The sequence below is a fragment of the Pseudomonas sp. GV071 genome, assembly GCF_003050835.1.
Taxonomy (GTDB): Bacteria; Pseudomonadota; Gammaproteobacteria; order Pseudomonadales; family Pseudomonadaceae; genus Aquipseudomonas.
On sequence record NZ_QAOJ01000001.1, the window covers coordinates 105,904 to 132,218 of the forward strand.

Annotated in this window: 17 protein-coding genes; 5 read left to right on the forward strand and 12 right to left on the reverse strand. The window is 63.0% G+C overall.

Annotated features, from left to right (window positions below; genetic code table 11):
* The first annotated feature begins 352 nt into the window (after window positions 1-352).
* Window positions 353-4,381 (forward strand): Ig-like domain-containing protein, encoded by a 4,029-nt coding sequence (locus C8K61_RS00475; RefSeq protein WP_108094115.1) that lies wholly within the window; start codon window positions 353-355, stop codon window positions 4,379-4,381.
* Between the two features lie 168 nt (window positions 4,382-4,549).
* On the opposite strand, the gene tagQ is transcribed toward C8K61_RS00475, so the two are convergent.
* From tagQ to tagH, 12 genes are all read right to left on the reverse strand, one after another.
* Window positions 4,550-5,455, reverse strand: coding sequence for a type VI secretion system-associated lipoprotein TagQ (tagQ, locus tag C8K61_RS00480; protein ID WP_108094117.1), 906 nt, complete (start codon window positions 5,453-5,455; stop codon window positions 4,550-4,552).
* 64 nt (window positions 5,456-5,519) lie between these two features.
* Window positions 5,520-7,232: an SUMF1/EgtB/PvdO family nonheme iron enzyme gene (locus tag C8K61_RS00485; RefSeq protein WP_108094119.1), complete on the reverse strand. Its 1,713-nt coding sequence runs from the start codon at window positions 7,230-7,232 to the stop codon at window positions 5,520-5,522.
* Window positions 7,225-8,421, reverse strand: a complete 1,197-nt coding sequence (locus C8K61_RS00490; protein WP_108094121.1) for an ABC transporter permease — start codon at window positions 8,419-8,421, stop codon at window positions 7,225-7,227. Before C8K61_RS00490 ends, C8K61_RS00485 begins: the two co-directional genes overlap by 8 nt.
* Window positions 8,421-9,137 (reverse strand): ABC transporter ATP-binding protein, encoded by a 717-nt coding sequence (locus tag C8K61_RS00495; protein ID WP_108094123.1) that lies wholly within the window; start codon window positions 9,135-9,137, stop codon window positions 8,421-8,423. The genes C8K61_RS00490 and C8K61_RS00495 overlap by 1 nt, the downstream gene beginning before the upstream one ends.
* The gene (locus C8K61_RS00500) at window positions 9,137-12,202 is read right to left on the reverse strand and encodes a serine/threonine-protein kinase (protein WP_108094125.1); all 3,066 of its coding nucleotides are present in this window, start codon (window positions 12,200-12,202) and stop codon (window positions 9,137-9,139) included. Before C8K61_RS00500 ends, C8K61_RS00495 begins: the two co-directional genes overlap by 1 nt.
* A gap of 130 nt (window positions 12,203-12,332) precedes the next feature.
* Window positions 12,333-13,061, reverse strand: a complete 729-nt coding sequence (locus tag C8K61_RS00505) for a PP2C family serine/threonine-protein phosphatase (protein ID WP_108094127.1) — start codon at window positions 13,059-13,061, stop codon at window positions 12,333-12,335.
* A 2-nt stretch (window positions 13,062-13,063) separates the two neighbouring features.
* A complete protein-coding gene (gene tagF / locus C8K61_RS00510; protein ID WP_108094129.1) occupies window positions 13,064-13,723 on the reverse strand; it encodes a type VI secretion system-associated protein TagF in 660 nt (219 codons plus the stop codon).
* Window positions 13,724-17,239 (reverse strand): type VI secretion system membrane subunit TssM, encoded by a 3,516-nt coding sequence (tssM, locus tag C8K61_RS00515; RefSeq protein WP_178086399.1) that lies wholly within the window; start codon window positions 17,237-17,239, stop codon window positions 13,724-13,726. It lies immediately after the preceding gene.
* Window positions 17,236-18,612 (reverse strand): DotU family type VI secretion system protein, encoded by a 1,377-nt coding sequence (locus tag C8K61_RS00520; protein ID WP_108094131.1) that lies wholly within the window; start codon window positions 18,610-18,612, stop codon window positions 17,236-17,238. The genes tssM and C8K61_RS00520 overlap by 4 nt, the downstream gene beginning before the upstream one ends.
* 6 nt (window positions 18,613-18,618) lie before the next feature.
* On the reverse strand, window positions 18,619-19,953 hold the full coding sequence (gene tssK, locus C8K61_RS00525; protein ID WP_108094133.1) for a type VI secretion system baseplate subunit TssK: 1,335 nt from the start codon (window positions 19,951-19,953) through the stop codon (window positions 18,619-18,621).
* A gap of 11 nt (window positions 19,954-19,964) precedes the next feature.
* A complete protein-coding gene (gene tssJ / locus C8K61_RS00530) occupies window positions 19,965-20,444 on the reverse strand; it encodes a type VI secretion system lipoprotein TssJ (RefSeq protein WP_108094135.1) in 480 nt (159 codons plus the stop codon).
* Between the two features lie 86 nt (window positions 20,445-20,530).
* The gene (gene tagH / locus C8K61_RS00535) at window positions 20,531-22,093 is read right to left on the reverse strand and encodes a type VI secretion system-associated FHA domain protein TagH (RefSeq protein ID WP_108094137.1); all 1,563 of its coding nucleotides are present in this window, start codon (window positions 22,091-22,093) and stop codon (window positions 20,531-20,533) included.
* A 380-nt stretch (window positions 22,094-22,473) separates the two neighbouring features.
* Between tagH and tssA the strand changes: the two genes are divergently transcribed.
* The 4 genes from tssA to C8K61_RS00555 all read left to right on the forward strand — a co-directional run bounded on the left by tssA (window position 22,474) and on the right by C8K61_RS00555 (window position 26,178).
* A complete protein-coding gene (gene tssA / locus C8K61_RS00540; RefSeq protein WP_256589325.1) occupies window positions 22,474-23,496 on the forward strand; it encodes a type VI secretion system protein TssA in 1,023 nt (340 codons plus the stop codon).
* 99 nt (window positions 23,497-23,595) lie between these two features.
* Window positions 23,596-24,105 carry a type VI secretion system contractile sheath small subunit gene (gene tssB / locus C8K61_RS00545; protein WP_108094141.1) on the forward strand — a complete coding sequence of 170 codons (510 nt, stop codon included), beginning with the start codon at window positions 23,596-23,598 and terminating at the stop codon, window positions 24,103-24,105.
* A 13-nt stretch (window positions 24,106-24,118) separates the two neighbouring features.
* Complete coding sequence (gene tssC, locus C8K61_RS00550; protein ID WP_108094143.1) at window positions 24,119-25,615, forward strand: type VI secretion system contractile sheath large subunit; 1,497 nt, start codon at window positions 24,119-24,121, stop codon at window positions 25,613-25,615.
* 74 nt (window positions 25,616-25,689) lie between these two features.
* Window positions 25,690-26,178 carry a type VI secretion system tube protein Hcp gene (locus tag C8K61_RS00555; RefSeq protein WP_108094145.1) on the forward strand — a complete coding sequence of 163 codons (489 nt, stop codon included), beginning with the start codon at window positions 25,690-25,692 and terminating at the stop codon, window positions 26,176-26,178.
* The last annotated feature ends 137 nt before the right edge of the window (window positions 26,179-26,315 follow it).

The window sequence follows — 26,315 nt, forward strand, 5'->3', positions numbered from 1 at the left end:
ATAAAAAGCTGTGTTATCGGCGTCAAGATTGACACCCGCCTAGGCCGTATTCCCCCCCCGGGTCAATCGGCAAAAACCTGTTCCGCGGTGGGGATGCGTAAACGGTTTTTGCTGCAGATAAAAAGAAGGTTCATGACGTTTCCATACGCGAGATAGAGCACAAGGCCAGGTGTCTGACGCCAGTTCACGCTGGCGGGCAAAGTTAAGGGCGATAGCGGCGAGCGTCGCCCATTACTGCGCGATAGCAGGACGCTTCCTAAGACCATCAAGGATCTGGGCGGCCTCAATATCAAAACACTTTCTCGAGAATTCGGCTCCTCAATTGCTATCAGCTTTGTGGAAGCCGACCCCCATGCGCCCCGTCCTCCGGAAACTCTTAACGCTGTATCTCGCCTTTAGTGTTGTGTTTTCTCCAATTGCTCCCGCATTGGCACATGGGCAATCTGCTTCGCCCAATACAGAGCAACACCAGTTACCCGAGCTGGGAAGCGCAGCGGCCAAGCAGTCGCAATCGTTGAACCGACCTCCAGAACATAAACCGGCCCCGGAATGGCTGTCGCAAGTCGGCACCGATGAAAACTTTGGTCCTCGCGCGCTGCAAAACCGCACACAAGGTATCGAAGAAGCCGTGGCGCAAAGCGTGGGATTGCTGTCCGGCGCTGCCAGCGATGCCAGCCGCAACTGGTTCGCCAGCCATCACATCACCTCCGAACTCAGTCTCAAGGCAGGGCAGGGTGGCACTCGCGGCGGCAGCCTAGATCTGTTGATGCCGTTCTATAACGAAAGCAAGAACCTGCTCTTCGTGCAGAGCGGCGTGCGCTACATGAACACCTACACCGAAGACTACCGCAGCACCGTAAACCTCGGCCTGGGTTATCGCCGCGACGTAGGGAACTGGCTGTTAGGTGGCAACACGTTTTACGACCGGGATATCACCGGCAAAAACGACCGTATGGGCCTGGGGGTAGAGGCCTGGCGAGATTTTCTCAAACTGAGTGCCAACAGCTATCTGCCTCTGTCCAACTGGCAAGCGTCGCCAGACCTGACGGACTATCTGGAACGCCCTGCCAAGGGCTGGGATGTGCGCGCCGAAGGTTACCTGCCGGCCTACCCGCAATTGGGTGGCACGGTGACTTACGAACAGTACTACGGCAAAGAAGTCAGCCTGTTCTCCGCCAGTGATCGGCAGAAAGACCCACGCGCACTGGGCGTTGGCGTTATCTACAACCCGATTCCCTTGGTCGGTTTCAGCGTAAACCACCGCATGGGCAAGGACGGTCTTGCCGATACCTCGGCCAATCTGTCGTTCAACTATCAGCTTGGCGTGCCGCTGGCTCGGCAGTTGTCTGGCGATAACGTAATGGCCAGCCGTCTTCGCGAGAACCTGCGGTACGACCTGGTCGCCCGTAACAACGAAATCGTGCTGGACCATAAGCGAGACGTGGTTCAAATGAGCCTTCCGTATCTGGTTTCCGATGCCGAATTGAAAGTGGTGCCCTTCGCCATATCGGGAGCGGCCAACTTCAAATCCGTCAGTTGGACAGGCACGGCTGCTAGCTTCGCAACGCCCCACGACGGCAGTGAACAGGGTTCGTTGCAGTTGCCTGCCTATGTTGATGCTGGCCACAACACCTACCACCTGCAGGCGGTTGGCATCGACAGGTCGGGGCGCGCAGTTACCTCCAACACGATGACGGTGGTGGTTCAGGCGGTGGAATTCACTCTGGTCGCCAGCCCGGACTCGATTACCGCCAATGGCGTCAGTGCCAGCACGATCAGCGTAAAGATCGTGGACGCGCAAAACCAGGCAAGAACGGCCGGTGTGGTGGTGAACTGGACGACCACCGCCGGCGTATTGTCGAGCGACACCTCAACCACAGACAGCAAGGGTGAGGCGTCGGTGGTACTGACCAGCCCCACTACCGTGGGCCTCGCTAATGTTGAAGTCACAGCCAACTCCACGAAGCGTTCGATCGCAGTGGCCTTTACCGCAGGCGCCGCCAGCGCAATGGATGTGGTGGCGACCCCCGACGTCGTGGTGGCCGATGGTGTGAGCACGTCGACGTTAAGTGCCATCGTCAAGGACTCGCACGGTAACCTCGTCGGCGAAGGCGTAAGTGTGGACTGGACCACTACGTCCGGCACGGTAGACCGAACTGTTTCGCTAACCGACACCAAGGGTGTCGCAACAACGGTGTTGAAGAGCTCGACGGTTCCCGGCCAAGCAACGGTGCAAGCCAGCAGTGGCAACGCCAAGGGTTCGGCTGTTGTGTCCTTCATTCCCGGTACACCTAGCGAGCTGACGCTCGATGCAGCGCCTGCGACTATTGTCGCTGACGGCGCTAGCACCTCCCTGCTGAGTGCGACCATCAAAGACGCCCAAGGCAACCTCGTCTCTGCCGGTGTAACCGTGAGTTGGACAACGGGTGCCGGTACGCTGGACCAGCCCACGTCCACCACCAATAGCAATGGCGTGGCGACTACCTTGCTGACCAGCGCTAGCGCTGCTGGTGTAGCCCTGGTTGAAGCAAGCGCGGGTGTGGCGCGAGGCACTGCGAACGTCGACTTTATCCCCGGTGCTCCGGCGGCGGGTAGCGCCGGTCTGGCGCTGGTGGCCACACCCGCTTCCATTGAAGCGAACGGCAGCAGCACCTCCACCCTCAGGGCAACGGTCACCGATAACAACGGTAATCTTGTCGGTGCAGGTGTTGTGGTCACCTGGAGCGCCACTGCTGGTGCGCTGACCAGTAATACCTCTACGACTGATAACTCCGGTGTGGCCAGCATGGTGCTCACCAGCGCAACCGTAGCCGGTGTAACCACGGTCGAGGCGGTAGCCGGAGCAGCCAAAGATTCTGCAACAGTCACCTTTACGCCTGGCGCGCCTGCGTCCGGTGCTAATGGACTGGAACTGGTGGCAACCCCGACGTCGATTGAGGCTGATGGCAGCAGCACATCGACCCTCAGGGCAACGGTTACCGATAACAACGGCAATCTTGTCGGTGCAGGTGTTGTGGTCACCTGGAGCGCCACTGCTGGTGCGCTGACCAGCAATACCTCTTCGACGGATAACTCCGGTGTGGCCAGCATGACGCTGACCAGCGCAACCGTAGCCGGTGTAACCACCGTTGAGGCGGTTGCCGGAGCAGCCAAAGATTCTGCAACAGTCACCTTTACGCCTGGCGCGCCTGCGTCCGGTGCTAATGGACTGGAACTGGTGGCAACCCCGACGTCGATTGAGGCTGATGGCAGCAGCACATCGACCCTCAGGGCAACGGTTACCGATAACAACGGCAATCTTGTCGGTGCAGGTGTTGTGGTCACCTGGAGCGCCACTGCTGGTGCGCTAACCAGCAATACCTCTTCGACGGATAACTCCGGTGTGGCCAGCATGACGCTGACCAGCGCAACCGTAGCCGGTGTATCCACGGTCGAGGCGGTTGCCGGAGCAGCCAAAGATTCTGCAACAGTCACCTTTACGCCTGGCGCGCCTGCGTCCGGTGCTAATGGGCTCGAACTGGTGGCAACCCCGACCTCGATTGAGGCTGACGGGAGCAGCACGTCGACCCTCAGGGCCACGGTCACCGATAACAACGGCAATGCGGTAGGTTCCGGGGTCGTAATCACCTGGAGCACCACGGGCGGTGTGTTAGCTAATGACACCTCGGTCACGGACCAATCGGGTGAAGCCACTATGGTGCTGACCAGCTCTAAAGTGGTGGAGATCGTCACTGTCGGAGCCGAGTCCGGTCCTGCGAATAACACCACGAAGGTGTCTTTTACTGCGGGTGCTCCGGTTTCTCTGGAGTTAGACGCGGCTCCAACATTGATTTCGGCATATAACGACAGCACGTCCACACTTACCGCCACCCTGAGAGACGCTAACAACAACGCTGTAGGTGCCGGTGTGCTCGTAAACTGGAGCACGACGCTAGGCAATCTAACGAGCGCTCAGTCGACAACCAATGCGGCTGGGAAAGCAACGATGGTGCTAACCAGTGCTGACGTAGTGGGTTTTGGGCAGGTAACTGCATCCGTTGGTGTGCTAAGTGGTCAAGCGACGGTGGAGTTCAGCGCTGACTCCATTGTTGTGACGGTTCCAAACGGTAATGTCGGCTTTGGTCACGGTTTCACAATCACTGTGGATGTTAAACGTGCGGGGCAGCCTCTGGCTGGGGAGGTGGTAAGTTTGCGGTGGACATCTTCCGCACCTGGCATAGATCCTTTCACAATCCCTACATCTGCCACTACAGATAGCAATGGCCGCGCGACTTTTGTCGCGACCGGTAGGGGTGGCTGGGCTGGCTGGTTCACCTTTTTCGCGAGTTCAGCGACAGTCTCCAATTCCTCTAGGGCTATCTGGATTGCCGGTTGGATGTAACGGGCCAGTGCGTGGCGATGCTATGTAGATGACGAAAAAACCCAGGCTCCCTGGGTTTTTTCGTCACGGGCGCCTGATCACCAATGTGCGCACGAAGTAAATCCGCACGACAAAAAAGCCCGGCACAGTGGCCGGGCTTGGTGCCCTGAAACAGGCACTTACTGCCCGTTACGCCTTGGCGCAGCTTTCCGGCGCCCAGTCACCCATGTCCGGGTTGTTGCACACGTCGCTGACGATGGCTTTACCCTGGGTGGCGACTTTCTGGCTTTCGGTACGCGAGGTCTGCGCTTTCTGGGCAGCCTTCTCGGTGGACACCGCCTGGGTGGTGACTTTGGCGCGTTGCGCTTTGGTTACGGTGACCTTTTTAGTGGTGTCCGGGGTCGCAACCTGAGCCACGGTGTCACGCTGCACGCCGGTGGCTTGCAGGTCTTTTTCGTAGGCTTGGGTGTAGGCGTCGAGGTCTTCGCCGGTGCGGCCATCGGCAGCGGCAAGCAGGGCGTTGGTTTCTTTCAGACCGCTGACGATCTCAGCCAGGTGTGCGCGGCCATCGGCTTCGCTGATTTTCTTGGCTTTACGGGCATCGCGCAGGTTAGTGAATTCGCGCTGGTAGCACGCCTGGGCGGCTTTCGCGTAACCGACGCTGCGGTCCATTTCGCCGGTGCTGCGCTCGATGTCGGTGGCGTAGGAACCGATACGCTCGTTGTCGTCGGTGATCTGTTTCTGCTTCTCGACGTAGTAACCGGCTGCGCCGCCTACCAGTGCGCCACCGGCGGCGCCGATCAGGGCGTTGCGTGCCGCGTGGTCGTCACCCGACAGACCGCCAGCCAGGCCGCCGATCAGGCCGCCAGCGATGGCGCCGGTCATTGCCGAGTTCTTCACCGAGTCTTCAGTACCACGCAGGTGCGACACCGGCTCATAGCAGGACGGGTAGTACTGGGCAGTGGTGGTGGCAGCGACTTTCGAGGTCGGGCTGGTGCTGGCGCAACCGCTGATGAAGATGCAGCTGGCAGCCAGAAAAGACACCGCGATACGTGCCGAGGTGTGGAGTACATGAGTGTGGTTGTGGTGCGTCATGGTTCATTTCCCGTTCTTGGTTGTTGTGCGCTGCGGCCTGTCCAGATTGGCCGCAGTAGCTTCCTTAACGCTCGCCGTTAGCGAGCAACTGCTCCAGAATTGCCGCCGGATCGGCACGCTTTTCCTGGCGATACTTCCCTACGTGCGTAACGAATAGCGTGGCACGTTTGACCAGGCTCTTGCCGAGCACTGGTTTGCGGTTGAGCTCTTCTTTTATGCGTTGCAATTGCGCCTGGATCACCGCATCGGTGTAGCGGGTGCCGGTGGCCAGGTTGTCGATGTAAATCTGCACCGCGCCGTCGAGGGCGCTGCGCCCGTTGGCCATCGCAGTGGCAAACAGCTTAGCCGAGGCTTCGTCCTTGTTCGCTTTGGCCTGGTCCTGGCTTTTCTTCAGGTTGGTCAGGCGAATGTTGTAGTTGTTGATGGTTTCCGCCACCAGGGCGGCGGACTGAATCAGGTTGCCGGCGGCTTCCTCGCGCTGTTGGGCAATCAGCGAGACGTTCCGTTTCAATTCTTCGTTGATTATTCCCAGCTGCGCCTGCAGCGCCGGGTCAGTGCTGGCGGCGATCAGGCTGTCGAGGCTCTTGGTTGGGTCCTGGGAGTCATCGATGGCATCGGTCAGCCCGGCGAGGCGGCCTTCCTGTTGCCACTGGCTTTGCAGCTCCTTGTAGCGCGAGCGCGGCGCGGAAAGGGCGCCAAGGGCGACGCGGAAACCGGTGGTTTCATTCAATTGCTCGGTGCCATCGGCGGCAAACAGCGGGTACTCGCGACGCATGCCGGTAAACAGCGTGGTTTCGCCTTCCAGGTAATTGCCGCCCTTGACCACAAAGCCGCCGTAGGTGCCTTGGCGGCGTCCGGCGTGCACCAGTTGGAACGACTCCTGAACCATCTCGGCGGCGTTGCCGATCACATCAAACATGCCGATCGGGTTGGGCAGTTTGGTGCCGATCGGCAACAGCCGCGCCGCCTGGCCGGTACCGCCGGCCACCTGGTTGTACACCGCCCAATCGCCCAGTGGACCTTCCTGATCGCTGCCCTCGACTTTGCGCGGGAACAGCCGACCTTCCAGTTCCTGGCGGCTGACGGCCTGGGCGCCGCGAGCGGCGAATTCCCATTCGGCTTCCGACGGCAGGCGGACAAAACTCACGCCACCGTCTTCGGCTTTGCTGGTGCGGCCACTGACCGGCAGCAGGTCGCGGTGGTTTTTCATCAGCCAGGCGGTGTACACCGCAGCAAAACGCTCGGCATCAAAGTGCGAGACCTTGACCTTGGGCAGGCGTGCCGCCGCCCCGGTAGCCGGTTCCGGGCAGGCCGGTGGCTCGCCTTGACCAGCCAGCGAGGCGGCCTGGTCCATCACCGCGCTGTACTGGCGCGCGGTCACTTCGTATTTGCCGATGAAATACAGCATGGGCGACAGCGGGGTGCCGCTTTCCTTTTTCGGCAGCACCGGTTTGATCGTCTCGCGCCAGGTGTCGGGCAGGTCGGAGAGGGTGAACTGGCCGTTGATATAGTCGCGGCGGTAACCGGAAATAAACGACTGCTGGTAACCGCTTTCGCCTTCGGCAAAGGGGTAGCCCAGGCTGATTTCGCGGTCATCCAGGGTGCCGGTCGCCAGCACGTAGACGTAGCGCATCACCAGGCTGCCGCCGCAGGGCAGGGGCAGGCTGACGTCGTCGGGCAGCGGCTTGGGGTTGTCTACCGAAGCCTCTTCGGCGCCAGCCGTCATACTCAACGACGCCACACACAGCGCCAGTACCGCCGAATACCGCTTAAACATCACGTAGTCCTTCCGAAGCTTCTATCTGTGCGGCGCGCCAGCCCCCGAGCGCCGCAGCGAGCACGCTGCAGGCCAGGGTGGCGAGCACCGCCACGAGAAAATGGTACGGCAGCAATTGGCAGACAAACTCGCCGCTGCCGGTGTCGAACAATCGATTCAAGCTGGCCTCGGCGGCGGCGTAAAGCAGCCACGCCAGCAGCAGACTGAAGGCGCCGCTGTACAGCGCCAGCAACAGCACAAAACCCACCAGCGCGGCCGTCGGGAAACCGAGCAAGCGCAGCACGGCCAAGGCTTTGCGTTTGCGCTCAACGGCCGCCAGGGTACTGGCCACCACCGCGGCAAAGGCACCGGCCACGGCCAGGCCGCTGATCAGCCAGAACACCAGGTTGAGGTTGTGGCTCAGCGAGCGCACCTGGGCGATGGTGGCCGCCTGTGTCGCCACGTCCTGGCCACTGGCCGCGAAGTATTGGCGCAGGTTTTCGACACCATCGAGGTCGGCGGCATATAGGCGCAAGCCAGGGTAAACACGCTCGCCCACGGGCGCAGGTTCTGCCCCCGGCCAATCGAAACGCGGCACCGCACGGCCATCGCGGTAATCCTCGGCGGCTTCGAGCAGGCTCAAGGGCGCAAACAGTCCATCGCGGTTAAAGGTTTCCAGCGGCAGCACCGCCAGTACGGTAACGCTGAGCTGACGCGATTCCACCTGGCCGTTCTGCCGGCGGCCGAAGCGTGCACCGAGGCGGTCACCGGGGCGAACGCCGAGTTTTTCTGCGGCGCTCTGGCTGAGCAGAATCTGCGCCTCGTCGGGTTGCGGGGCGAGCGCCAGCAGCGGGTCGCCGGCGGCGGTCGGAATCATTTCCACGGTCACGGCCGGGCCGCCGTCGCGGCTCAAGTCGGTGGTGGCGGCAATCTGCCGGGTGCGCGGCAGGGCGAACGCCACATCGGCGCGCTGGCTGAGCAGGGCGACATCGGCGGCGCGATAACGGCCACCGCCGAGGGTGATCACCTCGCGCACCGCCGGGTCGTTTTCCAGGCGTTCAGTGAGGGTGCTGACCAGGCCGAATTTCAGCCCGAACAACACCAGCAGCGGGGTGATCACCGCCGTCAGCGCCAACACCGCACAAATCGACAGGCGCGCCTCCGTGCGGTAGTCGGCCCAGGCCAGGGAGAGCAGCAAGCCGATACGCATCAGCGCCACTCCCCCAAGGTCGCGGTGACGCCGCCATCGGCATCGCGCTGCCAGTGAATCGGCAGCACGGCCAACCCGGCATTGCGCACCAGCGGTTCATCGTGGGTGGCGATTACCGTGCAGGTGCCGCTGACCTGCGCCTGTTGCACCAGCAACTGCATCACCCGTTGCGCGTTGGCGGGGTCGAGGGAGGCGGTCGGCTCGTCGGCCAGCACCAGGCGCGGCGCATGGGCCAGGGCGCGGGCAATGCTCACCCGTTGGCGCTGGCCAACGGAAAGTTTATTCGGTCGTTTGCCCAGGTATTCGGTAATTTCCAGGTGCGCGGCCAACTGCTCCACGCGGCTGTCCATGGGCAGTTGCAGCAGCCGACGGGGCAGCTCGATATTGCCGCGCACATCGAGAAACTCCAGCAGCCCGCCGGTTTGCAGCACGTAGCCGCAGGCCTTGCGGCGCAGGCGCGCCAGGGCGTCGTGTTGATGACCGCGCCACAACGCGGCGATATCAAAACGGCCGCCATCCAGGTCGACGCTGAACTCGCCGCTGGCATCCGGCGAGAGCACCAGGGCGAGCAGATCCAGCAGGGTGCTTTTGCCGCAACCGCTGGGGCCGACCACGGCGATCTGCTGGCCGGGCGCCAGGTCCAGCCGCGGAATGCTCAGGCTGTAACGCTGGCTGCCCGCGCCGCGGGTTTTATGGATATCGCGCAGGCGCAGCATCAGGGCAAAGTCGACAACGGAACGCGGTACAAGGCATCGCCTGGCTCGGCGTCGCCGAAGCGCACCCAGTTGGCGACGTCGTTGTGGAAGGTTTCGTACAGACGGATTTTCGAGTCCAGTTCGTCGATGAAATCTTCCTGCTCGGCCACGCTCAGCGACAGCCACAACTCCTGGGTCATGTTCAGCGATTTGCTGCGGTACGGCAGACCTTCCAGGTACTCGCCGAGAATGCCGCTCTCGGCCAGGTTGCTGCCTTTCACCAGCTTGGACGGGTCGCGGCTCATATAGGCGCTGGCCGAGGCGATTTCATCGAAGAAATCCTTCGACGAACTCTGCGTGCGCCGCGCCGCATCGACGATCAGCTTGAGCGATTGCTGCAGGTCATTGAGCTGCAATTTGCTCAGCAGCACGCACACCTGAAACGCCGGCAGGGTTGGGTTGGTCAGGTCGCGGTCGGTGGTCCAGGCGGTGACCAGTTGCGGCGCATGGGCGGCGTTGCGCTGGCCGAGAAAATCCATGTGCATGGCGTAACCGATGGCCGCAGTTTTTGCCGCTAGGCTCAGGCCGCTTTGCACCAGGGGGGCGGGCTGACTTTTTTGCTGGCCGGCGTTATGCACCAGGTCAGCGAACACCGAGCCGATCTCGTTGACCGTGCTGCCGAACTTGCCGACGTCGCCACCGGCCACGGAAATGTACAGGTCGCCGATCTTCGGGTTGGCGTCGGCGGTCAGGCTGCGGTACTGCTGCTCGGCGTAACCGTGGTTGTTCTTGCCGGCCGGGGTGCGCAGGTGCAGGGCGTAAATCTTGATCTGCTTGCGCAGCGCTGCTTCGCGCACCTGGGCTTCGTTCATCTGGGTGCGCCCCAGCGGGTCGTTCTTGCGCAGGGCGCCGGCATCGGTGACCAACAGAATCACGCGCCCGGCGTAGGGCGACCAGTCCATGTTGTCGACCGCATCCATCACCCCGGCGAAAGCGTCTTCGTTGAACGAGTGGCTGGACACGGTGGTGGCCTTGACCCCACGCGCCAGTTCGACAAAGCGCTGCGGGTCGTTGTCCGGCTGCAACGGCACCAGGGTTTTGCTGACGTATTCCAGGCCGGGGGTTTTGTCGGTGTTGTTGCGAAACCCGACCATGCCGAAGCTGACCTTGTCCAGTTCGCCACGGGCGCTGATCTGCTCCTGCAGGCCTTTGACCACGTCGTTGACCTGGTCGATATAGGGCTGCATCGACACCGAGGTATCCACCACCAGCACGATGCCGGTGCGAAACGCATCCGGCTTGCCGCCCAGCTTGGCACCCGCGCCGTTGACCTGCGGCGTATTGCCCGGGTCGATGGAGGCGACATTCAGCAACTGCGCCGGTTGGCCTTCGGCATCGAAGCTTTCGCGCGATTCGAAAATCGGCAACAGGTAGAACTGGTCCTGGGGAATGGCGTTGTCCTGCGGCTCGATGGCCAGCACTTGCTGGCTGGAACCGTCGTCGCGCTGGGCCTTGGTCATTTCATTGCGCGCCGCCGTGGTGTCGGCCAACAGGCGTTCAACGTCCTCGGGTTTGCGCAGGAACATCACCGGGCCACGGCCGGAGCGTTCGGTGAACTTCAACACCAGGCTCTGCTTCCAGTCGCTGACCTGTTCGGCCGGCAACCAGCCTTCGCTATGGCCATCGCTGGAGGCGCCGACTTTTACCCACGGCGCGCCGTTGACCTGCTGGCGCGCATACACATAGAGCACCGAGAACGCTGGCAGGGCAGTGCTGCCCGGCGTGCCACCGGCATCTGCGGCCAACTGCGCGCCGGGCTTGCTCAATACCCGTTGGAACAGGGTTTTTTTGCCGGCCATCAGCAGCGGTTTGTCGCCGCCATCCTGGTTGGCGGCCGGGGTCAGCGCGCCGCTGTTGGCGGTGGTTGTGGTGGCAGGCGGTTGCGTGGGTTTTTCCGGCGCCACCACGGCCGTGGTCGGCTTGTCGGCTTTCGGTGAACCGGCAAACAGAAAGTAACCACCGCCGCCCAGAATCAGCAGCAACAGCACACCGGCACCGGCCATCAGCGGCACTTTGCTGCCGCCGGTTTTTTCCGCAGCGGGCGGCGTGTAGGTGGGCGCGGGCGGTGGCAAGGTGGCGCCCGAGGCCGGCTGTTGCAGTGGCGGCATCTCGATGGACACCGGGGTCAGGCCGCCGGTATCCGGTGCTAACACCGGGGTGGCGGTGGTCGGTGCTTCGGTTTGCGCGGTCGGCGGCAAATTCAGCGGGCGGATCTGCGTGCTGTCGATGGCGCTGGGCGCCAGGTGATCAAGGGCGGCGATAAAGGCGCCGGCGGTGGGGAAACGCTCGTCCGGGTTTTTCGCCAACAGCTTGCGCAGAATGTCCTGGTAACGGCCGTGGTTGATCGGCAGTTCCGGCAGCGGTTCGGTGAGGTGGGCGAGGGCGGTGGAGAGCGAGTCGGTACCGATATAAGGCAGGCGTCCGGTGAGGATTTCATACAGCACTACGCCCAGCGCATAGAGGTCGGCACGGCCGTCGATCTGCAAACCACGGGCCTGTTCCGGGCTCATATAGCTCGGCGTGCCGATGGCAAAACCGACCTGGGTGAACTGAGTGCTTTCTTCGATGGACTTGGCGATGCCGAAGTCCGACAGCACCGCCGTGCCGTCGGCGCGAAACAGAATGTTGGCCGGTTTTACATCGCGGTGCACCAGGCCTTGCGAGTGGGCATACCCCAGGGCCGAGGCCACCTGGCGCAGAATCGCCAAGCCCTGTTCGGCACTCAGGCCTTGTTCGATGCGTTCTTTCAGGGTGCCGTTGGCCAGGTATTCCATGGCCATGTAGTACCAGGGCCCGGCGTTGCCGATGTCGTGGATGGTCACGGTATTGGGCTGCGACAGGCGCGCGAGCATGCGCCCCTCGCGCAGAAAGCGTTCGCAAAAGCTCGGGTCGGCCGCCAATGCGCTGGCCATCACCTTGAGCGCCACCTTGCGTTGCAACGAACGCTGGGTGGCCAGATAGACCGTGGCCATGGCGCCTTCGCCAAGCCCGCGTTCTATGTCGTAACCGGGAATCTCTATGTCCATGCCTGTACTGCTCTTCTAAAGGCGTTATCGGGCGGCAGTTGCTTTGTACTTGTAGGAGCGGCTTCAGCCGCGATGCGTTTGATCAAGAGCATCGCGGCTGAAGCCGCTCCTACGGGGAGCGCATTTCCTATTAAATCGTGTGAATCGCCACCGCCGTAATGTTGTCCGGCGCTCCGCGGGTCAGGCCCAAATGCACCAGGCTGCGCACAATCGCGTAGGGGTCAGAGTGGCTGAGTACATCCCCCAGTTCGCTGTCCTCAGCGGTCTTGTTGAGGCCGTCGCTGCACAGCAGAAAGTTGTCGCCGGGCTGCACCTGCAGCGTCACTTCGGCCAGGTCCAGGTGTTCGAACACGCCGACGGCGCGGGTCACCACATTGGCCCGTGGGTGTACGCGGGCTTCTTCTTCACTGAGCATGGCGTTGTCGATCAGGTCCTGCACATAGCTGTGGTCGCGGGAAATCATCTCCAGGCGGCCACCGCGCAAACGGTATAAACGGCTGTCGCCGGCCCACAGACACACGGCCTGATCACCGCGTGCGGCCAACAGCACCACGGTGCTGCCCATCATGGTCACACCACGGCGAGCGGTTTCCTGCAGCACTTCCTCGTTGACGTGGGCGAGGCCGGTGCGCAGCGCACCGACGTAGGCCTGCAACGAGTTGGCTGCCGGAATCCGCCGCAGCGAATCGACGATCAGGCTGCTGACATAGTCACCCGCGGCATGCCCACCCATGCCATCGGCCACCACCCACAGGCCGCGGTCAGCGAGCTCCAGGCAGGCGTCCTCATTCACCTGACGGACCATGCCGACATGGCTGTAACTGGCCGATTGGTACTGCTTTACGTGGCCTTGGCTCATGGCTAATCCCTCACCCCGGCCAGGCTGTCACCAATCAGCAAACGGGCAAAATCCTGCAGCGCCGGCAGGCCCTGGCAACGCAGCATGCCGGCGGCAACCTGATTGGAGCCGTGGCCCCACCAGCAGCTGGCACCTTCGCAGGCCAATTGCGCTAACAGGGCAGTGCGCGCTTGTGGGTTGGTGGCGCTGCTGCGCAGCAAGGTGCCGAGGCTGCCGACTGGCACGCGTGGGGAGGCCGGCGGTGCGCCCAGGGCTTGCACGCCTTGCTCGAAACGGTCGACGTCAGCTTCCGGTTCCAGGGTCGAGAGCAGCAAGGCCTCGGCCTGTTCGAACCAGCGCTCGTCGCCGCCGACCACGCTGGCGATATCGGTATCGGCAGGCAACAAGCTGGCAATGGTCAGCGGGAAGTAGCGGCCGACCCGGTCGATGCTCGGCATCATCACCCCCACCACCGGCTGGCTACCCAGCAGGTTGGCCGGCACCGCAAAGCGCCAAAGCGGGCTGACCAGATACGCATCCAGCCAGGCATCGCCCAGTTCGGTCTGGCTGGCGGCCATGCCGGCGGCCAGCCAGGCGTCCCAGGCTTCGATGAAACTCGGTGGCAGGTCGCGGCTGAGGAAGTCGCCACGCCCGGCCAGCTTGCCGTAAAAACCGGCACTCATTTACAGCCGCTCCGGCAGGCTGAAGCCCGACAGCACACGGCTCTTGAACGGGTTGAAGGCGCTGCTGGCGCGCAGTTCACAAGAAATGCTGGCGCCGTCCACATGCAGGCGCAGGGTGAAGCGGTCCGGCGCATTGCCGCGTTCCAGGTCTGCTTGCTCCAGCAGGCGGAACCAGGCCCACGGCCCGTCCAGGGTCAGGCCGGAGCGGCCATTGACCGGTGCCGGCGAGATGGTCACGCGCACCACACCGACGCTGTTGGGGCTCGGCCACTGCATGGCCACCGGGCGGCTTGGGCCGTGGTCGTAGGTCAGTTGCTGGCCGTCGAGGTCGAGCATGAACTGTTCGATGCTGGCATCCATTGCCACCGGTTTCAGCTCGAAACGCACCGCGGGCTGGGTGCCGCCAGCCCGGAAGTAGGCATCACGAATCGCCGCCGCGCGCTGGAAGGTGGCCAGCACATTGGGGTTGATGCCCAGCTTCTGCGCCGCACCCGGTTGCCAGCGCCAGGTGGCTGCCGAGGTGTCGACGTAGGGCTGCAGGTATTTGCGGAAGTAGTTGTCCATCACCCCGCCGGTGCCGAAGAACAGACCGAAGTCTTCCAGGGTCACGTCGCGGGCGCTGTTGGGGTTGACCGGGTAGCGATCTGCAATCGATTGGCGGTACACGCTGACCACTTCGCTGACCCAGGCGCCGTTCAATTGGTTACGCACGCCGCCCATCATGCTGTTGGTGGTGGAATTGACCACCGACTTGACCAGCCCCTGGACCATCGGCGGCTGGCGTTCGGCGGTGAGGGCTACCCGTGAGGCAGCTGCCGCTACCTGGTTTTTGCTTTCGCCGAGCAAGGCTTCGCCAGTGGCGCCGACCATGCCGCTGACCTGCACATACAGCGCGTTCATATCGCCCAGCAGGGTGTCGATGGGCGGTGGTTCGCTGCCGTTACTGGCGACCAGGCCGTTGAGTTCGGCAAACCGTGCGGTAATCGGGTCGACATCGGCCGGCGCGGCACTTTGCGTGGCTTGTTCGTCACCGACCAGGGAGCCCAGCTGCTGCTTGAGCTTGTCCACCGTGCCGTCGACTTTTTTGCCTTGTTCGGCCAGCAGGCGGTCAGCCTGTTGCAGGTCGGTTTCCTTGGCCACCGCCACCAGCAGTTTCTTGAACGGCGAGTTCGGCCCGGACAGCACCCGCAGCACATCGGCTGCTTGCGCGACGTTGCTGATCGGCACCACGTCGAGGTCGCTCAGCAGGCCTTCCCATTGGCGCAGGTAGTCTTCGAAGTACAGCTTGCGCACCTCGGAGGCCAGGCCCGTGACGCCCTGAACATCGTCCAGGGTGCGGCCCAGTACCCACTGTTCCTCGGCAATGGTGCCGGCCTGGCTGAGGCTGGCGGTGAGGAACACTTCGCGGTAGCCGCGGTAGGTGAAGAAGCCGCTCAAAGGTTCGCTCAACGGCTTGCCACTTTTGCGGATAAACACCAGCGGCGCATCGCGGCCGGCGGCTTCACTGACGCGAAAGTCCGGCAGGCCTTGCGGCAGCTTCTGGCGTTTGACCCGGTCGTACACCCGTTGCGCCACCGGCAGGCGTTGCAGTTGCCGGCGCAGGTCTTCCACCAGGTTGTCGTCCAGGCGCGCACTCGGCGGGCGTGGCGACAACAGCGCATCGAGGTGTTCGAGCAGGGCCTGGCGCTGTTCCGGGGCGAGGTCGCGGGGCAGGGCACGGTCCCAGTCGAGGGTGATCCAGGCTTTGACGAAGTCGCCGTCGTAGTGGTCGGGGTTGCCGAGCATCAGGTAGGCCTTGAGGCCTTCATAAAGGAAGTCCGAACTGCCGCCGCTGCGTAGCTGTTCTTCCATGCGGGTGACCAGCCTTGGGGCGAACACCGCGATCAGCAACTTGCGGTACACGCTGGAGGATTCCTCGCCGAGCATGTCGCCCTGATAAAGGCCATAACCTTCGGCCCAACCCGGTGGGTCGCCAGCCAGGTTTTTCACTGCACTGAGCAGTGGCAACACCGCGAGCACGTCGCGTTGCGCCGGGCTGAGGTTTTCCAGGGCGGCCGGCAACGGCTGAACGCGTTGTTCCACGGCAGCGATATAAGCCTGGTTGGCGCGGTAGCTGGCCAGCCACACGCCGGCCACGGCCAACACCACCAATACGGTGGCAGCCAGTGCACCACGGGCCAGCCATTTGCGCCGCTGTTCCACTTTTGCATCGGCGCCAACCAGGCCTCGTTCACCAAAGGCCACGGTGCGGAACAACCGCTCGATAAAGTAGCTGCGGCCAGTGCCGTTCTGCCGCGCCAGGTGCTGGCGGTCGAGGTTCATCGACTGCGCCATGGAGCCGATCAGGCGATCGATCGGCGTGCCTTCCTGGGTGCCGCTGGTCAGGTACAGGCCGCGCAGCAACACGCGTTGCTCGAAGGCGGTGGGTTTGAACACGCCGTCGAGGAAGCTGCCAAGGTTGTCCTTGAGCGCCGACACCTGTTGCGGGAAACCGTAGATCAGGTCGCGCCGCGCCGGGTCGCGTTCCTGTTGCAAGCGCTCCACCAGGCCCTGGTTGAGGCGCTGTTCGAGGCCGGCGAACTCACTGGCAAACACCGCCAGCGGGCCTTCGGCGCTCTTGCCGTCGTCCAGGGCAAAGGTCATGCCCCACACCTGGGCGCGGTCTTCCTTGCTCAGGTTGTCGAAAAACTCCATAAAGCCCGGCACCAGGTCGAGCTTGGTGAGCATCACGTAAATCGGGAAACGCACGCCGAGCTGGGTGTACAACTCCTGAATCCGTGCACGAATGGCGCGGGCATGGGCCAGGCGTTCAGCCTCGCTACCCAGCAGCAAATCGGACAGGCTGATGGCGATAAACGCGCCATCGATAGGCCGGCGTTTGCGCTGGGTTTTCAGCAGGTCGAGAAAGCCCAGCCAGGCGGCTTTGTCGACGGCGGCATGGCTGTCCTGGGTGGTGTAGCGGCCGGCGGTGTCGAGCAGCACGGCTTCGTCGGTAAACCACCAATCGCAGTTGCGCGTACCGCCCACGCCACGAATGGCACCGGCACCCAATTCGCCGGCCAGCGGGAAGTTGAGGCCGGAGTTCATCAGCGCGGTGGTCTTGCCGGAACCGGGCGGGCCGATGATCACGTACCACGGCAGCTCGTACAGGCTGCGGCGTTCATCACCGCCGAGCTTGGCGCGTTTGAGCAGCGCCAAGGCTTCGTCCATGCGCTGCTTGAGGGTTGCCAGCTCTTCGGCGGAGGCCACGCTGGCGGCATCCGGCGCGGTCACGGCGGCCAGGCCGCTCATGACCTTGGCGGCGTTACGTCGGGCCTGCAGCACACGCGCTACCCGGTAGGCGATCCAGATCAGGAACAGCAAGCCAATCAGCAGCCAGCGGCTGGTCGCCGAGGCCAGTGGTTCATGCTCGCCAATGCTCAGCAGCGGGCCGACAAACCAGATGATCAGGCTGAGGGCGAGCAGGCCGAGAACCGGCATGACCCAGCGGGCGAAAAAGTTGAAAAACGACTTCACTCGACGCCCTCCGCAAACACAGTGATTTCGACCCGGCGGTTACGCGCGCGGCCTTCGTTGGTGGCATTGGAGGCCACCGGCTCGGTGTCGCTGCGACCTTCAGCTTTGAAGCGCGTCGGTTCACCGGTTTTCGCCGCGAGCAACTCGGCCACTTCCTGGGCGCGGGCTTGCGACAGTTTCCAGTTGGAGGGGAAACGCAGGGTGGCAATCGGCCGGTTGTCGCTGTGGCCGGTCACCAGCACATTGCCTTTGACCTTTTTCACCGCATCGGCGATGCGCATCAGCAGCGGCTGCAAATCGGCGTCGATGCTGGCGCTGCCCGAGCCGAACAGCTCGTCGCCACGGATGGTCACCACGGAGCGGTCGACGGCATCTTCCACGGCGACCCGCTGGGCTTTGATGTCTTCGGCGAGGAAGCCGGCCAGGCGTGGGCGTTCGATGATTTTCGGCTGCATCACCGGACGGTCGATGGCCTGCACCGGGATTTCACCCAGGGCATGAATCTTCTTGAACACCGGCTCGGCATCGGCGGCCAGTTTCATCCGCAAACCGAATACCAGCAGCAGCAACAGCGCCAGGCCGATGGCAATGCCGACCCAGGGCGGCAGGTACTGCGACAGGCGATCACGCACCACGGTCAGGCCGCGCCAGTGTGGCGACAGTTCGCGTTCACGCTCGCCGCGCACCGAACGAATGGTCGCCGCGGTGCGTTCACGCAGGGCCTCGAGTTGGCTGCGGCCGTCGTTCATCACCCGGTAGCGGCCTTCGAAACCGAGGCTGATGCACAGGTACAAGAGCTCCAACAGATGCAGACGATCACGCGGGTTCTGCAAGCAGTGGTCGAGCAACTGGAAGACTTTTTCGCCACCCCAGGCTTCGTTGTGCAGGGTGATCAGCAAACTCTGTTTGCCCCACTCACTGCTGCTGCCCCATGGCGTACTCAGCACGGCTTCGTCGAGGGCGGTGCATAGCACGTAGCGCGCCAGCATCATTTCATCCTGGGCGACGCCGGCCTGGCGCACCTGGTCTTCGAACTGACGCAGGTAACCGAGCATCTGCGCGCGCAGGCTGGCCGGTGCCGGGTGGGCAATGGTGTTGCGCAGGCGGGTGAGCAAGGCCAGCAGCGGCCCGGCGGCTTGTTCCAAGGGATTCAAGCCTTGGTCGCGATTGGTCGGCAGCGGTGCGGCGGCCATGGGCGCCGGCTGCGGGCTCGGGCCACGGGCGGGCGCCGGGTCCGGGGCGCGGCCACCGGGGCGCGGCATGATCATGGTGCGGTCGTCGGCCGGACGCTGGCCGTTGCCGCCGCCACCGTTGCTATTGGTGGAGCCGGTGCCGGGTGGAGGGCTGCCAAACGGATCATCGATCGGGTGCATGGCGCTTTATCCTCGAATGGCCCAGAAGGCCAGATTCAGCCCCGGGAACTGCCCGGCAATATGGAAGGCAAAGCCGCCGGAATTGGGCAGTTGCTTCCAGTGCGCGCTGCCGCGGTCCAGCTCGAAATAGGTCGAGCCGGCGTGGTACGGCAGCTGCCGTGGCGCCACCGGCATCGGCAGCAAGCCGATACCCGGTAGCTGCAGATTGACCAGGTCGCGAATGTGCTCCACCGAACCGACCTTGGCCTGCTGCGGGAAATGCCCGCGCAGGGTTTCCCCTGGCACATCGGCGCGCACCACCAGAATGAAGGCGGCGTTGTCGATCAGGGTTTTGTCCGCCAGCATCGCCACGTGCACGCCGTAGGATTTCTCCACAATCGGGATCGCCACCGCTTTGCTGTCGATCACCGTTGCCAGTGCCTGGCGCAGGGCCAGGAACACCGGGGCAAAACTGCCGGCCAGGTCGTCATGGCTGTACTGCGGGTACTCGGCCGGGCGCCGTTCGCTGGTGGTGAAGGTCGACAGTTCGCCGGCCAGCGCCACCAGTTCGGTGTACAGGCGCTCAGGGTGCAACGGGTTGAGGCGGGCCAGGTGGCTGGCCAGCGCTTCGGCGCGGTTGATCAGTTGCAGCAGCAGGAAGTCGGCGATCTCCGACGCACCGCCAGCGCTGGAGGCGACCACCCGGCCGGCGAGGGCTTCACCGCGTTGATGCAGCAAGCCCACCAGTTCATTACAGAAGCCGGCCAGTGGTGTGCTGGCGGCAATGTTGAGCAGCGGCGGCACGTATTCGGGGTCGAGCACCAGGGAGCGGTCGGCGCGTTTCTCGCGCACCCGCACCACGCCAATGCTGGCGTATTCGCCGAGGCCATCCTTGTCGGTGAGCAGGCGCAGTGCCTGGCCGCCGATGGCCACGGGAGCGCGGCTTTCGAACGCGGCGTTGTCGTCGCGCACCTCGCGTACCTGGCTCTGGTAGCGCGCACCGCCGAGGGCTTCGCCTTCGTCGACGGTGTCGCGGGTGCCGGCGCGGCGCAGCGGCAGGGCCAAGTGAATGATCGCGTCACGGGCGTTGTCGTCGACGCTCAGCGGCACCGGCGCGTTATCGTCGGCGGGAATATTGAACGGTGTGCCGTCGGGCAACAGGCCCTTGGCCGAGACAATCGCGAGCTTGCCCTGGGCCAGCAACGCTTCATCAATCTGCAATTCGGAGAAGCCCCAGCCGCCGGCCAGCAGGGGGCGGCAGCGGCCCTCTAGCAGGGTTTCCAGATAGCGGTCGTGTTGCTGGAAATGTTGTGGGCGCAGGAACATTCCTTCCGACCACACCACGCGGTTATTCCAAGACATGACGGCTCCTGCTACTGGGCTGAACGAGGGGTGACGGCAATGGCATGCTGGCCAACCATCACGTCGTAACTACGGGTTTGCTGCGGCTGTACGGCGATCACCTGGCGCCACTGGGCGGTATCCAGGTCGCGGTAGGCCACGACAATGGCGAACTGTTTGGTCTGCTCATCCAGGGTGCGCTCAACCAGCAATTGCTCGCTGGGGCGCAGCAGCAGTTGGTCCTGATTGACCAGGTCGGCGCCCAGGGCGCTTTCGGGTTTATCGATCAGGGTAAAAAAGTCGGCGCGGGAAAAGTTCGCCGCGTTCTTCAGCTCGTACACGCGAATGCGCACCGGCGCCGGATCGCCAGCCGGGGAGGGGTTCAGTTCGCTGGAGCCGAGGAAGTGTAGTTGCAATACGGTGGGCGGCGGCGGGGGCGGCGGTTCCGACGCGCAAGCGCTGAGCAGTGACGCGAGCATCACGCCCTGCAGCAGTGAAAAAATCCTTGGCATTCTCTGGGTCCTTGAAAAAATTGCCTGACTTGCGCCGCCCGCTGAAGGGCCACGCTTCCGTGTTTTAAAAGAGATTAGCTGGGTGGTCAGCGGCGGCGCAGACGGGCGCTGTGCTCCTCATAGGCACGACTGAATTCACGGCCAAACAGGTCCTGAAAATCGTCTTCGGCTTCGCGTTGAATACTGGCGTAGAGGGCGCTGAAGCTCTCCCACAATTGCGCGTGGCGCGCGCCCGGCAGCAAGGCGGAAAAGCCGCTGGGTTTCTCGAAACGGTTTTCCAGCGCGCTCGGTTCGAAACGTTGCAGCAGGTGGTGAATCGCCGCCTGCACGCCGGCCATCACTGCCATCTGGTGTGCCTTGATGTCATCGAAGCCGTCTTCGATAGCCTGGTCAGGCGCCAGGAACGCCTGGTTGCCATGACGCAGCAACAGCAGCAGCGCTTCATCGACATTGGGGGCAAATTTCAGCGGGTTGTTCTGCACCGGCTGAATGGTGGTCTGCTGCATGCGGAACTCGCCCTTGAGGCTACTGCGCGCACGCAATACCTCGATCATGCCTTCGACCATCTGTCGGTAGCTGCGGCCGATGGCTTCCATCTGCGCTTCGGCCTGGGCCGGGTCGAGGCGCAACTGCGCTACTCCGGCGCCACGCAGAAAAGCCTGGAGCAGATCGCCGCTGGCGGTCTGGGCGGGCAGGGGTTGAATCGGCGTCTGTGGCTGAACCGGGGTTGGTTGTGGTGGTGCGGCGGCAGGCGCGCTGACTTCCACAGTGACCACCACAGCCGGCGGCTCGCTGCTCGGGGTGACAATGCCGGCCCACGGATCATCCACGGCGGGAGCTGGTTGTTGCACGGGCGGTAGCGCTGTCGGCTGCGCATTGACGGGCACGGCTGGCGGCTCGGCAAACGGATCGGGCACTGCCGGCTGGGCGGGCGCGCTGAGGTCGGCGAACGGGTCCCAGTCGGCAGGAATCATCGAGCCGCCGCTGGCCGGGGTTACCGGTGGCAATGGAATGATCGGTGTTTGTTGCTGAGGCTGTGGCGTAGGCGGGCGGAAGTCGTGACGCTCAGCCGGCACATGGTCGGGAATCGGTGCTGAGCCTGCCGCCGGTGCGGCGAGAAAATCGAATAGATCGGGTTTGGTATCCAGCGGCGAGTTGCCCTGGAAATGTGCCGCTGCCGCATGGCTGGTCGGCTGCGCGTAGGCCTGTGGCATGGGGGTGGCGGCCGGGGCGACGGCGCCGACCTGGCGGCTCAATAACGCATCGAAACTGGTGGACGGGTCGGTGGCGATTCCCGAGGCAGCCGTGCTGCTGGTGAAGCCGGCGAGGGCATCGAGTTGCACCAGGATGTCGTACTCGCCGAGGCGGATCAGTTCACCGTCCTGCAAGCGTTCGCTGGAACCGCGGCGCAGGCGCAAACCGGCGTTTACCAGGAGCACGCCATTGGTGCTGTTGTCGGTCAGGTAGTAGGCACCGTCCTTGAATTGGATGGTGCAGTGCAGGCTGGAAACCAGGCGTTCGGGATCGGGCAGCACCCAATCGTTTTCGGGGCCACGGCCGATGGTCAGCACACCCTGATCCAACTGGCGCTCGGTGGCTTGGCCAGGGGTCAGTTTGTGGTAGCTGGTGATGGTCAAACGCAGTGGCATTGCTACTCCTTGCAGACGCCTTGCGGCGTTACCCTCCGGCGGTGCAGCAGCTGCAACCGCCATCGCCGAGTCCTACTCGACGTAATTTTTCTTGCGCGAATACTACAGCGTGGACGCCGGAGAGTTCCGTCTTTCATCGGAAAATCGAGGATAAAAAGGACGCGCTTCACAGATTATTCTTCTAGGCTAGCTTCTGCTCAGCGCCAGCCGAACGGTGCCTTGACAACGCTCGGACCTGCTCTAAGAATGCCCGTCGCCCCGCCATGCGCCGTTTTTTCTGCGCCATGGTTTGGCCACCACGTAAGCCGAAGGAATCGGTTTGCGTAGGCACCCAATCTGATCGAAGGCTGCCCCGTCAGCCAGATATGGAGATCGCTCGAGTGTTGGATGTACCTGCTCTGCTGGCCCCGATTAGCGCCGACTCTACCTGCGGCGATGACCTTGAATACGATGCAGCTTTTCTTGAGCTGGAGCGCATTGCGCAAGGTCAACCGGAACGTCAGATGGGTGACGCCGTTTTACCGGCGGAACCGCCCGAGTGGCCCCGCGTTCAACAGCACGCCATCGAACTTTTTTCCCGTAGCAAAGACCTGCGCATTGCGAGCATTTTGCTGCGCAGTTCGTTGGCCATTTCCGGGCTCGCCGGCTTCGCTCAAAGCCTGTTGCTGATCAGCGAATTGCTCAACCAGTACTGGGCTGATTTGCACCCGCGCCTGGACCCCGACGACAACGACCCCACCTCGCGCATCAACGCGCTGACCGGCCTGAATGCCGACGAAAATATTCGTCTGCTGTGGGAGAGCCTGCTGGTGCGTTCGCGCACCGTTGGCCCCGTCACCTTGCGTGCTGCAGTGAGTGCTTACGGCTTGCAGCGTTTCGCCAGCGAGACACTCAGTCAGGAGCAAGTGGCCGGCGCCCTGCGCGACGGCGATGCCGACGCCGTGCTCGCCACCCGCGATGCCGTGGCCCAGGCGCTGACCGCCATGGGCGCGATTGAAAGCCAGGTCAGCGAGCAGGTCGGCTCCGATCAGGGTGTCGATCTCGGCCCGCTGAAACAGCTGTTGCGCCAGGCCGCGCAAACCCTCGGCAGCAGTGCCCAGGCGGGTGAGGGCGGGGCCAGCGAAGAGACCAGCCAGAGCGGCGCTGACGGCGAGTCGGGCAGCACAGTAAGCGCAGCGGCGGTACCGCGCGTCAGCGGCGAGATTGCTAACCGTGACGACGTCTTGCGTCTGCTCGATCGCCTGCTTGACTACTACGCTCGGCACGAACCCTCGAGCCCGGTGCCGGTGCTGCTCAGCCGCGCCAAAACCCTGGTCACCGCCGACTTCGCCGCCATCGTGCGCAACCTGATTCCCGATGGCATGTCGCAGTTCGAAGCACTGCGCGGCCCCGATTCCGAATGACTCTGCGGGCCTCGCCCGCAAGCCGCAATCCAATCATCGGTTGCACGCCTTAGCCGCTGATTTCACTGTTCAATCGCCCCACGGCGACGGAGGAGCAACATGGTCACCAGTAGCCAGAAATTCATCGCCCGCAACCGCGCGCCCCGTGTGCAGATCGAGTACGACGTGGAGCTCTACGGTGCGGAGAAAAAAATCCAGCTGCCCTTCGTCATGGGCGTCATGGCTGACCTCGCCGGCAAACCTGCCGAGCCGTTGGCAGCGGTTGCCGACCGCAAGTTTCTGGAAATCGACGTCGACAACTTCGACTCGCGCCTCAAGGCCATGAAGCCACGTGTGGCCTTCAACGTGCCCAACGCCCTGACCGGCGAAGGCAACCTGAGCCTGGATGTGACCTTCGAAAGCATGGAGGACTTCAGCCCGGCCAACATCGCGCGCAAGGTCGACTCGTTGAGCAAGCTGCTCGATGCCCGCACCCAACTGGCCAACCTGCTGACCTATATGGACGGCAAGACCGGCGCCGAAGACATGATCATGAAAGCAATCCAGGACCCGGCTCTGTTGCAAGCGCTGGCCAGCGCACCGAAGCCCAACGACGAGCCGAAGGCTTAAGAGGACGATCAGCATGGCTGAATTGAGCACCGACACCCAGGCGTTGCCCCAGGCAACGACCGAGCAGACCAGTGAGTTCGCCAACCTCCTGCTGCAAGAATTCAAACCCAAGACCGAGCGTGCCCGCGAGGCGGTGGAAACCGCTGTGCGCACCCTGGCCGAACATGCGCTGGCACAGACCAACCTGATCTCCAACGACGCCATCAAGTCGATTGAATCGATCATTGCCGCCATCGACGCCAAGCTCACCGAGCAGGTCAACCTGATCATGCACCACCCGGATTTCCAGCAACTGGAAAGCGCCTGGCGTGGCCTGCATTACCTGGTCAACAACACCGAGACCGATGAGCAACTGAAGATTCGCGTGCTCAACATCTCCAAGCCGGAACTGCACAAGACCCTGAAGAAATTCAAGGGCACCACCTGGGACCAGAGCCCGATCTTCAAGAAGATGTACGAAGAGGAATACGGTCAGTTCGGCGGCGAGCCGTATGGCTGCCTGGTGGGCGACTACTACTTCGACCAGTCGCCACCGGATGTCGAACTGCTCGGCGAAATGGCCAAGATTTCCGCGGCCATGCACGCCCCGTTCATTGCTGCCGCATCGCCGACCGTAATGGGCATGGGCTCATGGCAGGAACTGTCGAACCCGCGCGACCTGACCAAGATCTTCACCACCCCGGAATACGCCGGCTGGCGCTCGCTGCGTGAGTCCGACGACTCGCGCTACATCGGCCTGACCATGCCGCGTTTCCTGGCGCGCTTGCCTTACGGCGCCAAGACCGACCCGGTTGAAGCCTTCGCCTTCGAAGAAGAAACCACCGGCGCCGACAGCAGCAAATACACCTGGGCCAACTCGGCCTACGCCATGGCGGTGAACATCAACCGCTCGTTCAAACTGTACGGCTGGTGCTCGCGGATTCGCGGCATCGAATCGGGCGGTGAAGTGGAAGGCCTGCCGGCCCACACGTTCCCCACCGACGACGGTGGCGTGGACATGAAGTGCCCGACCGAAATCGCCATTTCCGACCGCCGCGAGGCCGAGTTGGCGAAGAACGGTTTTATGCCGCTGCTGCACAAAAAGAACACCGACTTTGCGGCCTTCATCGGTGCCCAGTCGCTGCAGAAACCGGCCGAATACGACGACCCGGACGCCACCGCCAACGCCAACCTGGCCGCGCGCCTGCCGTACCTGTTCGCCACCTGCCGCTTCGCCCATTACCTGAAGTGCATCGTGCGCGACAAGATCGGCTCGTTCAAAGAGAAGGACGATATGCAGCGCTGGCTGCAGGACTGGATTCTCAACTACGTCGACGGTGACCCGGCGCACTCCACCGAAACCACCAAGGCCCAGCACCCGCTGGCCGCTGCCGAGGTGGTGGTGGAAGAAGTCGAGGGCAACCCGGGCTACTACAACTCGAAGTTTTTCCTGCGTCCGCACTACCAGCTGGAAGGGCTGACCGTCTCTCTGCGTCTCGTATCCAAACTGCCTTCGGCCAAGAGCGCCTGAGGCAACTCTCAACACGGCCTGCCATGGTGGCGGGCCCGACCCAATGAAGTGGCTGCGGCCACACAGGAGGAATCATGGCTGTTGATATGTTCATCAAGATCGGTGACATCAAGGGCGAATCCAAGGACAAGGCCCACGCCGACGAAGTTGACGTGCTGGCCTGGAGCTGGGGCATGTCGCAGAACGGCAACATGCACCTGGGCACTGGCGGCGGCGCCGGCAAAGTCAACGTGCAGGACCTGACGTTGACCAAGTACCTGGACAAGGCGACGCCGAACCTGATGATGGCCTGCTCCTCGGGCAAGCATTACCCCGAAGCCAAGCTCACCGTGCGCAAGGCCGGTGGTGACAGCCAGGTGGAATACCTGGTGATCACCATGAAAGAAGTGCTGATCTCCTCGGTGACCACCGGTGGCAGCGGCGGCGAAGACCGTCTGACCGAAACCATCGGTCTGAACTTCGCCCAGGTGCAAGTGGATTACCAAGGTCAGAAAGAAGACGGCTCGAAAGAGGGCGGTCCGATCAAGTACGGCTGGAACATCCGTCAGAACGTCAAGATCTGATTGCAGTTTGTGGGAGAGGCGTAGGTTGGGTTGAGCGTAGCGAAGCCCAACAAACCGTCCACAGGACGGTGCGTATCGGTTTCAAAAGGGACCGATACGCGGAGCCCTTTGGGCTCCCTGTTGGGCTTCGCCTTTGG

Bases quoted from the DNA above. Each gene is read 5' to 3' on its own strand.
- tssB (WP_108094141.1), top strand. From the start codon at position 23,596: ATGGTCACCAGTAGCCAGAAATTCATCGCCCGCAACCGCGCGCCCCGT.
- C8K61_RS00500 (WP_108094125.1), bottom strand. From the start codon at position 12,202: ATGGACATAGAGATTCCCGGTTACGACATAGAACGCGGGCTTGGCGAA.
- tssK (WP_108094133.1), bottom strand. From the start codon at position 19,953: ATGTCTTGGAATAACCGCGTGGTGTGGTCGGAAGGAATGTTCCTGCGC.
- C8K61_RS00505 (WP_108094127.1), bottom strand. From the start codon at position 13,061: ATGAGCCAAGGCCACGTAAAGCAGTACCAATCGGCCAGTTACAGCCAT.
- C8K61_RS00555 (WP_108094145.1), top strand. From the start codon at position 25,690: ATGGCTGTTGATATGTTCATCAAGATCGGTGACATCAAGGGCGAATCC.
- tagQ (WP_108094117.1), bottom strand. From the start codon at position 5,455: ATGACGCACCACAACCACACTCATGTACTCCACACCTCGGCACGTATC.
- C8K61_RS00520 (WP_108094131.1), bottom strand. From the start codon at position 18,612: ATGCACCCGATCGATGATCCGTTTGGCAGCCCTCCACCCGGCACCGGC.
- C8K61_RS00485 (WP_108094119.1), bottom strand. From the start codon at position 7,232: ATGTTTAAGCGGTATTCGGCGGTACTGGCGCTGTGTGTGGCGTCGTTG.
- tagF (WP_108094129.1), bottom strand. From the start codon at position 13,723: ATGAGTGCCGGTTTTTACGGCAAGCTGGCCGGGCGTGGCGACTTCCTC.
- tssJ (WP_108094135.1), bottom strand. From the start codon at position 20,444: ATGCCAAGGATTTTTTCACTGCTGCAGGGCGTGATGCTCGCGTCACTG.
- C8K61_RS00475 (WP_108094115.1), top strand. From the start codon at position 353: ATGCGCCCCGTCCTCCGGAAACTCTTAACGCTGTATCTCGCCTTTAGT.
- tagH (WP_108094137.1), bottom strand. From the start codon at position 22,093: ATGCCACTGCGTTTGACCATCACCAGCTACCACAAACTGACCCCTGGC.
- C8K61_RS00490 (WP_108094121.1), bottom strand. From the start codon at position 8,421: ATGCGTATCGGCTTGCTGCTCTCCCTGGCCTGGGCCGACTACCGCACG.
- tssC (WP_108094143.1), top strand. From the start codon at position 24,119: ATGGCTGAATTGAGCACCGACACCCAGGCGTTGCCCCAGGCAACGACC.
- C8K61_RS00495 (WP_108094123.1), bottom strand. From the start codon at position 9,137: ATGCTGCGCCTGCGCGATATCCATAAAACCCGCGGCGCGGGCAGCCAG.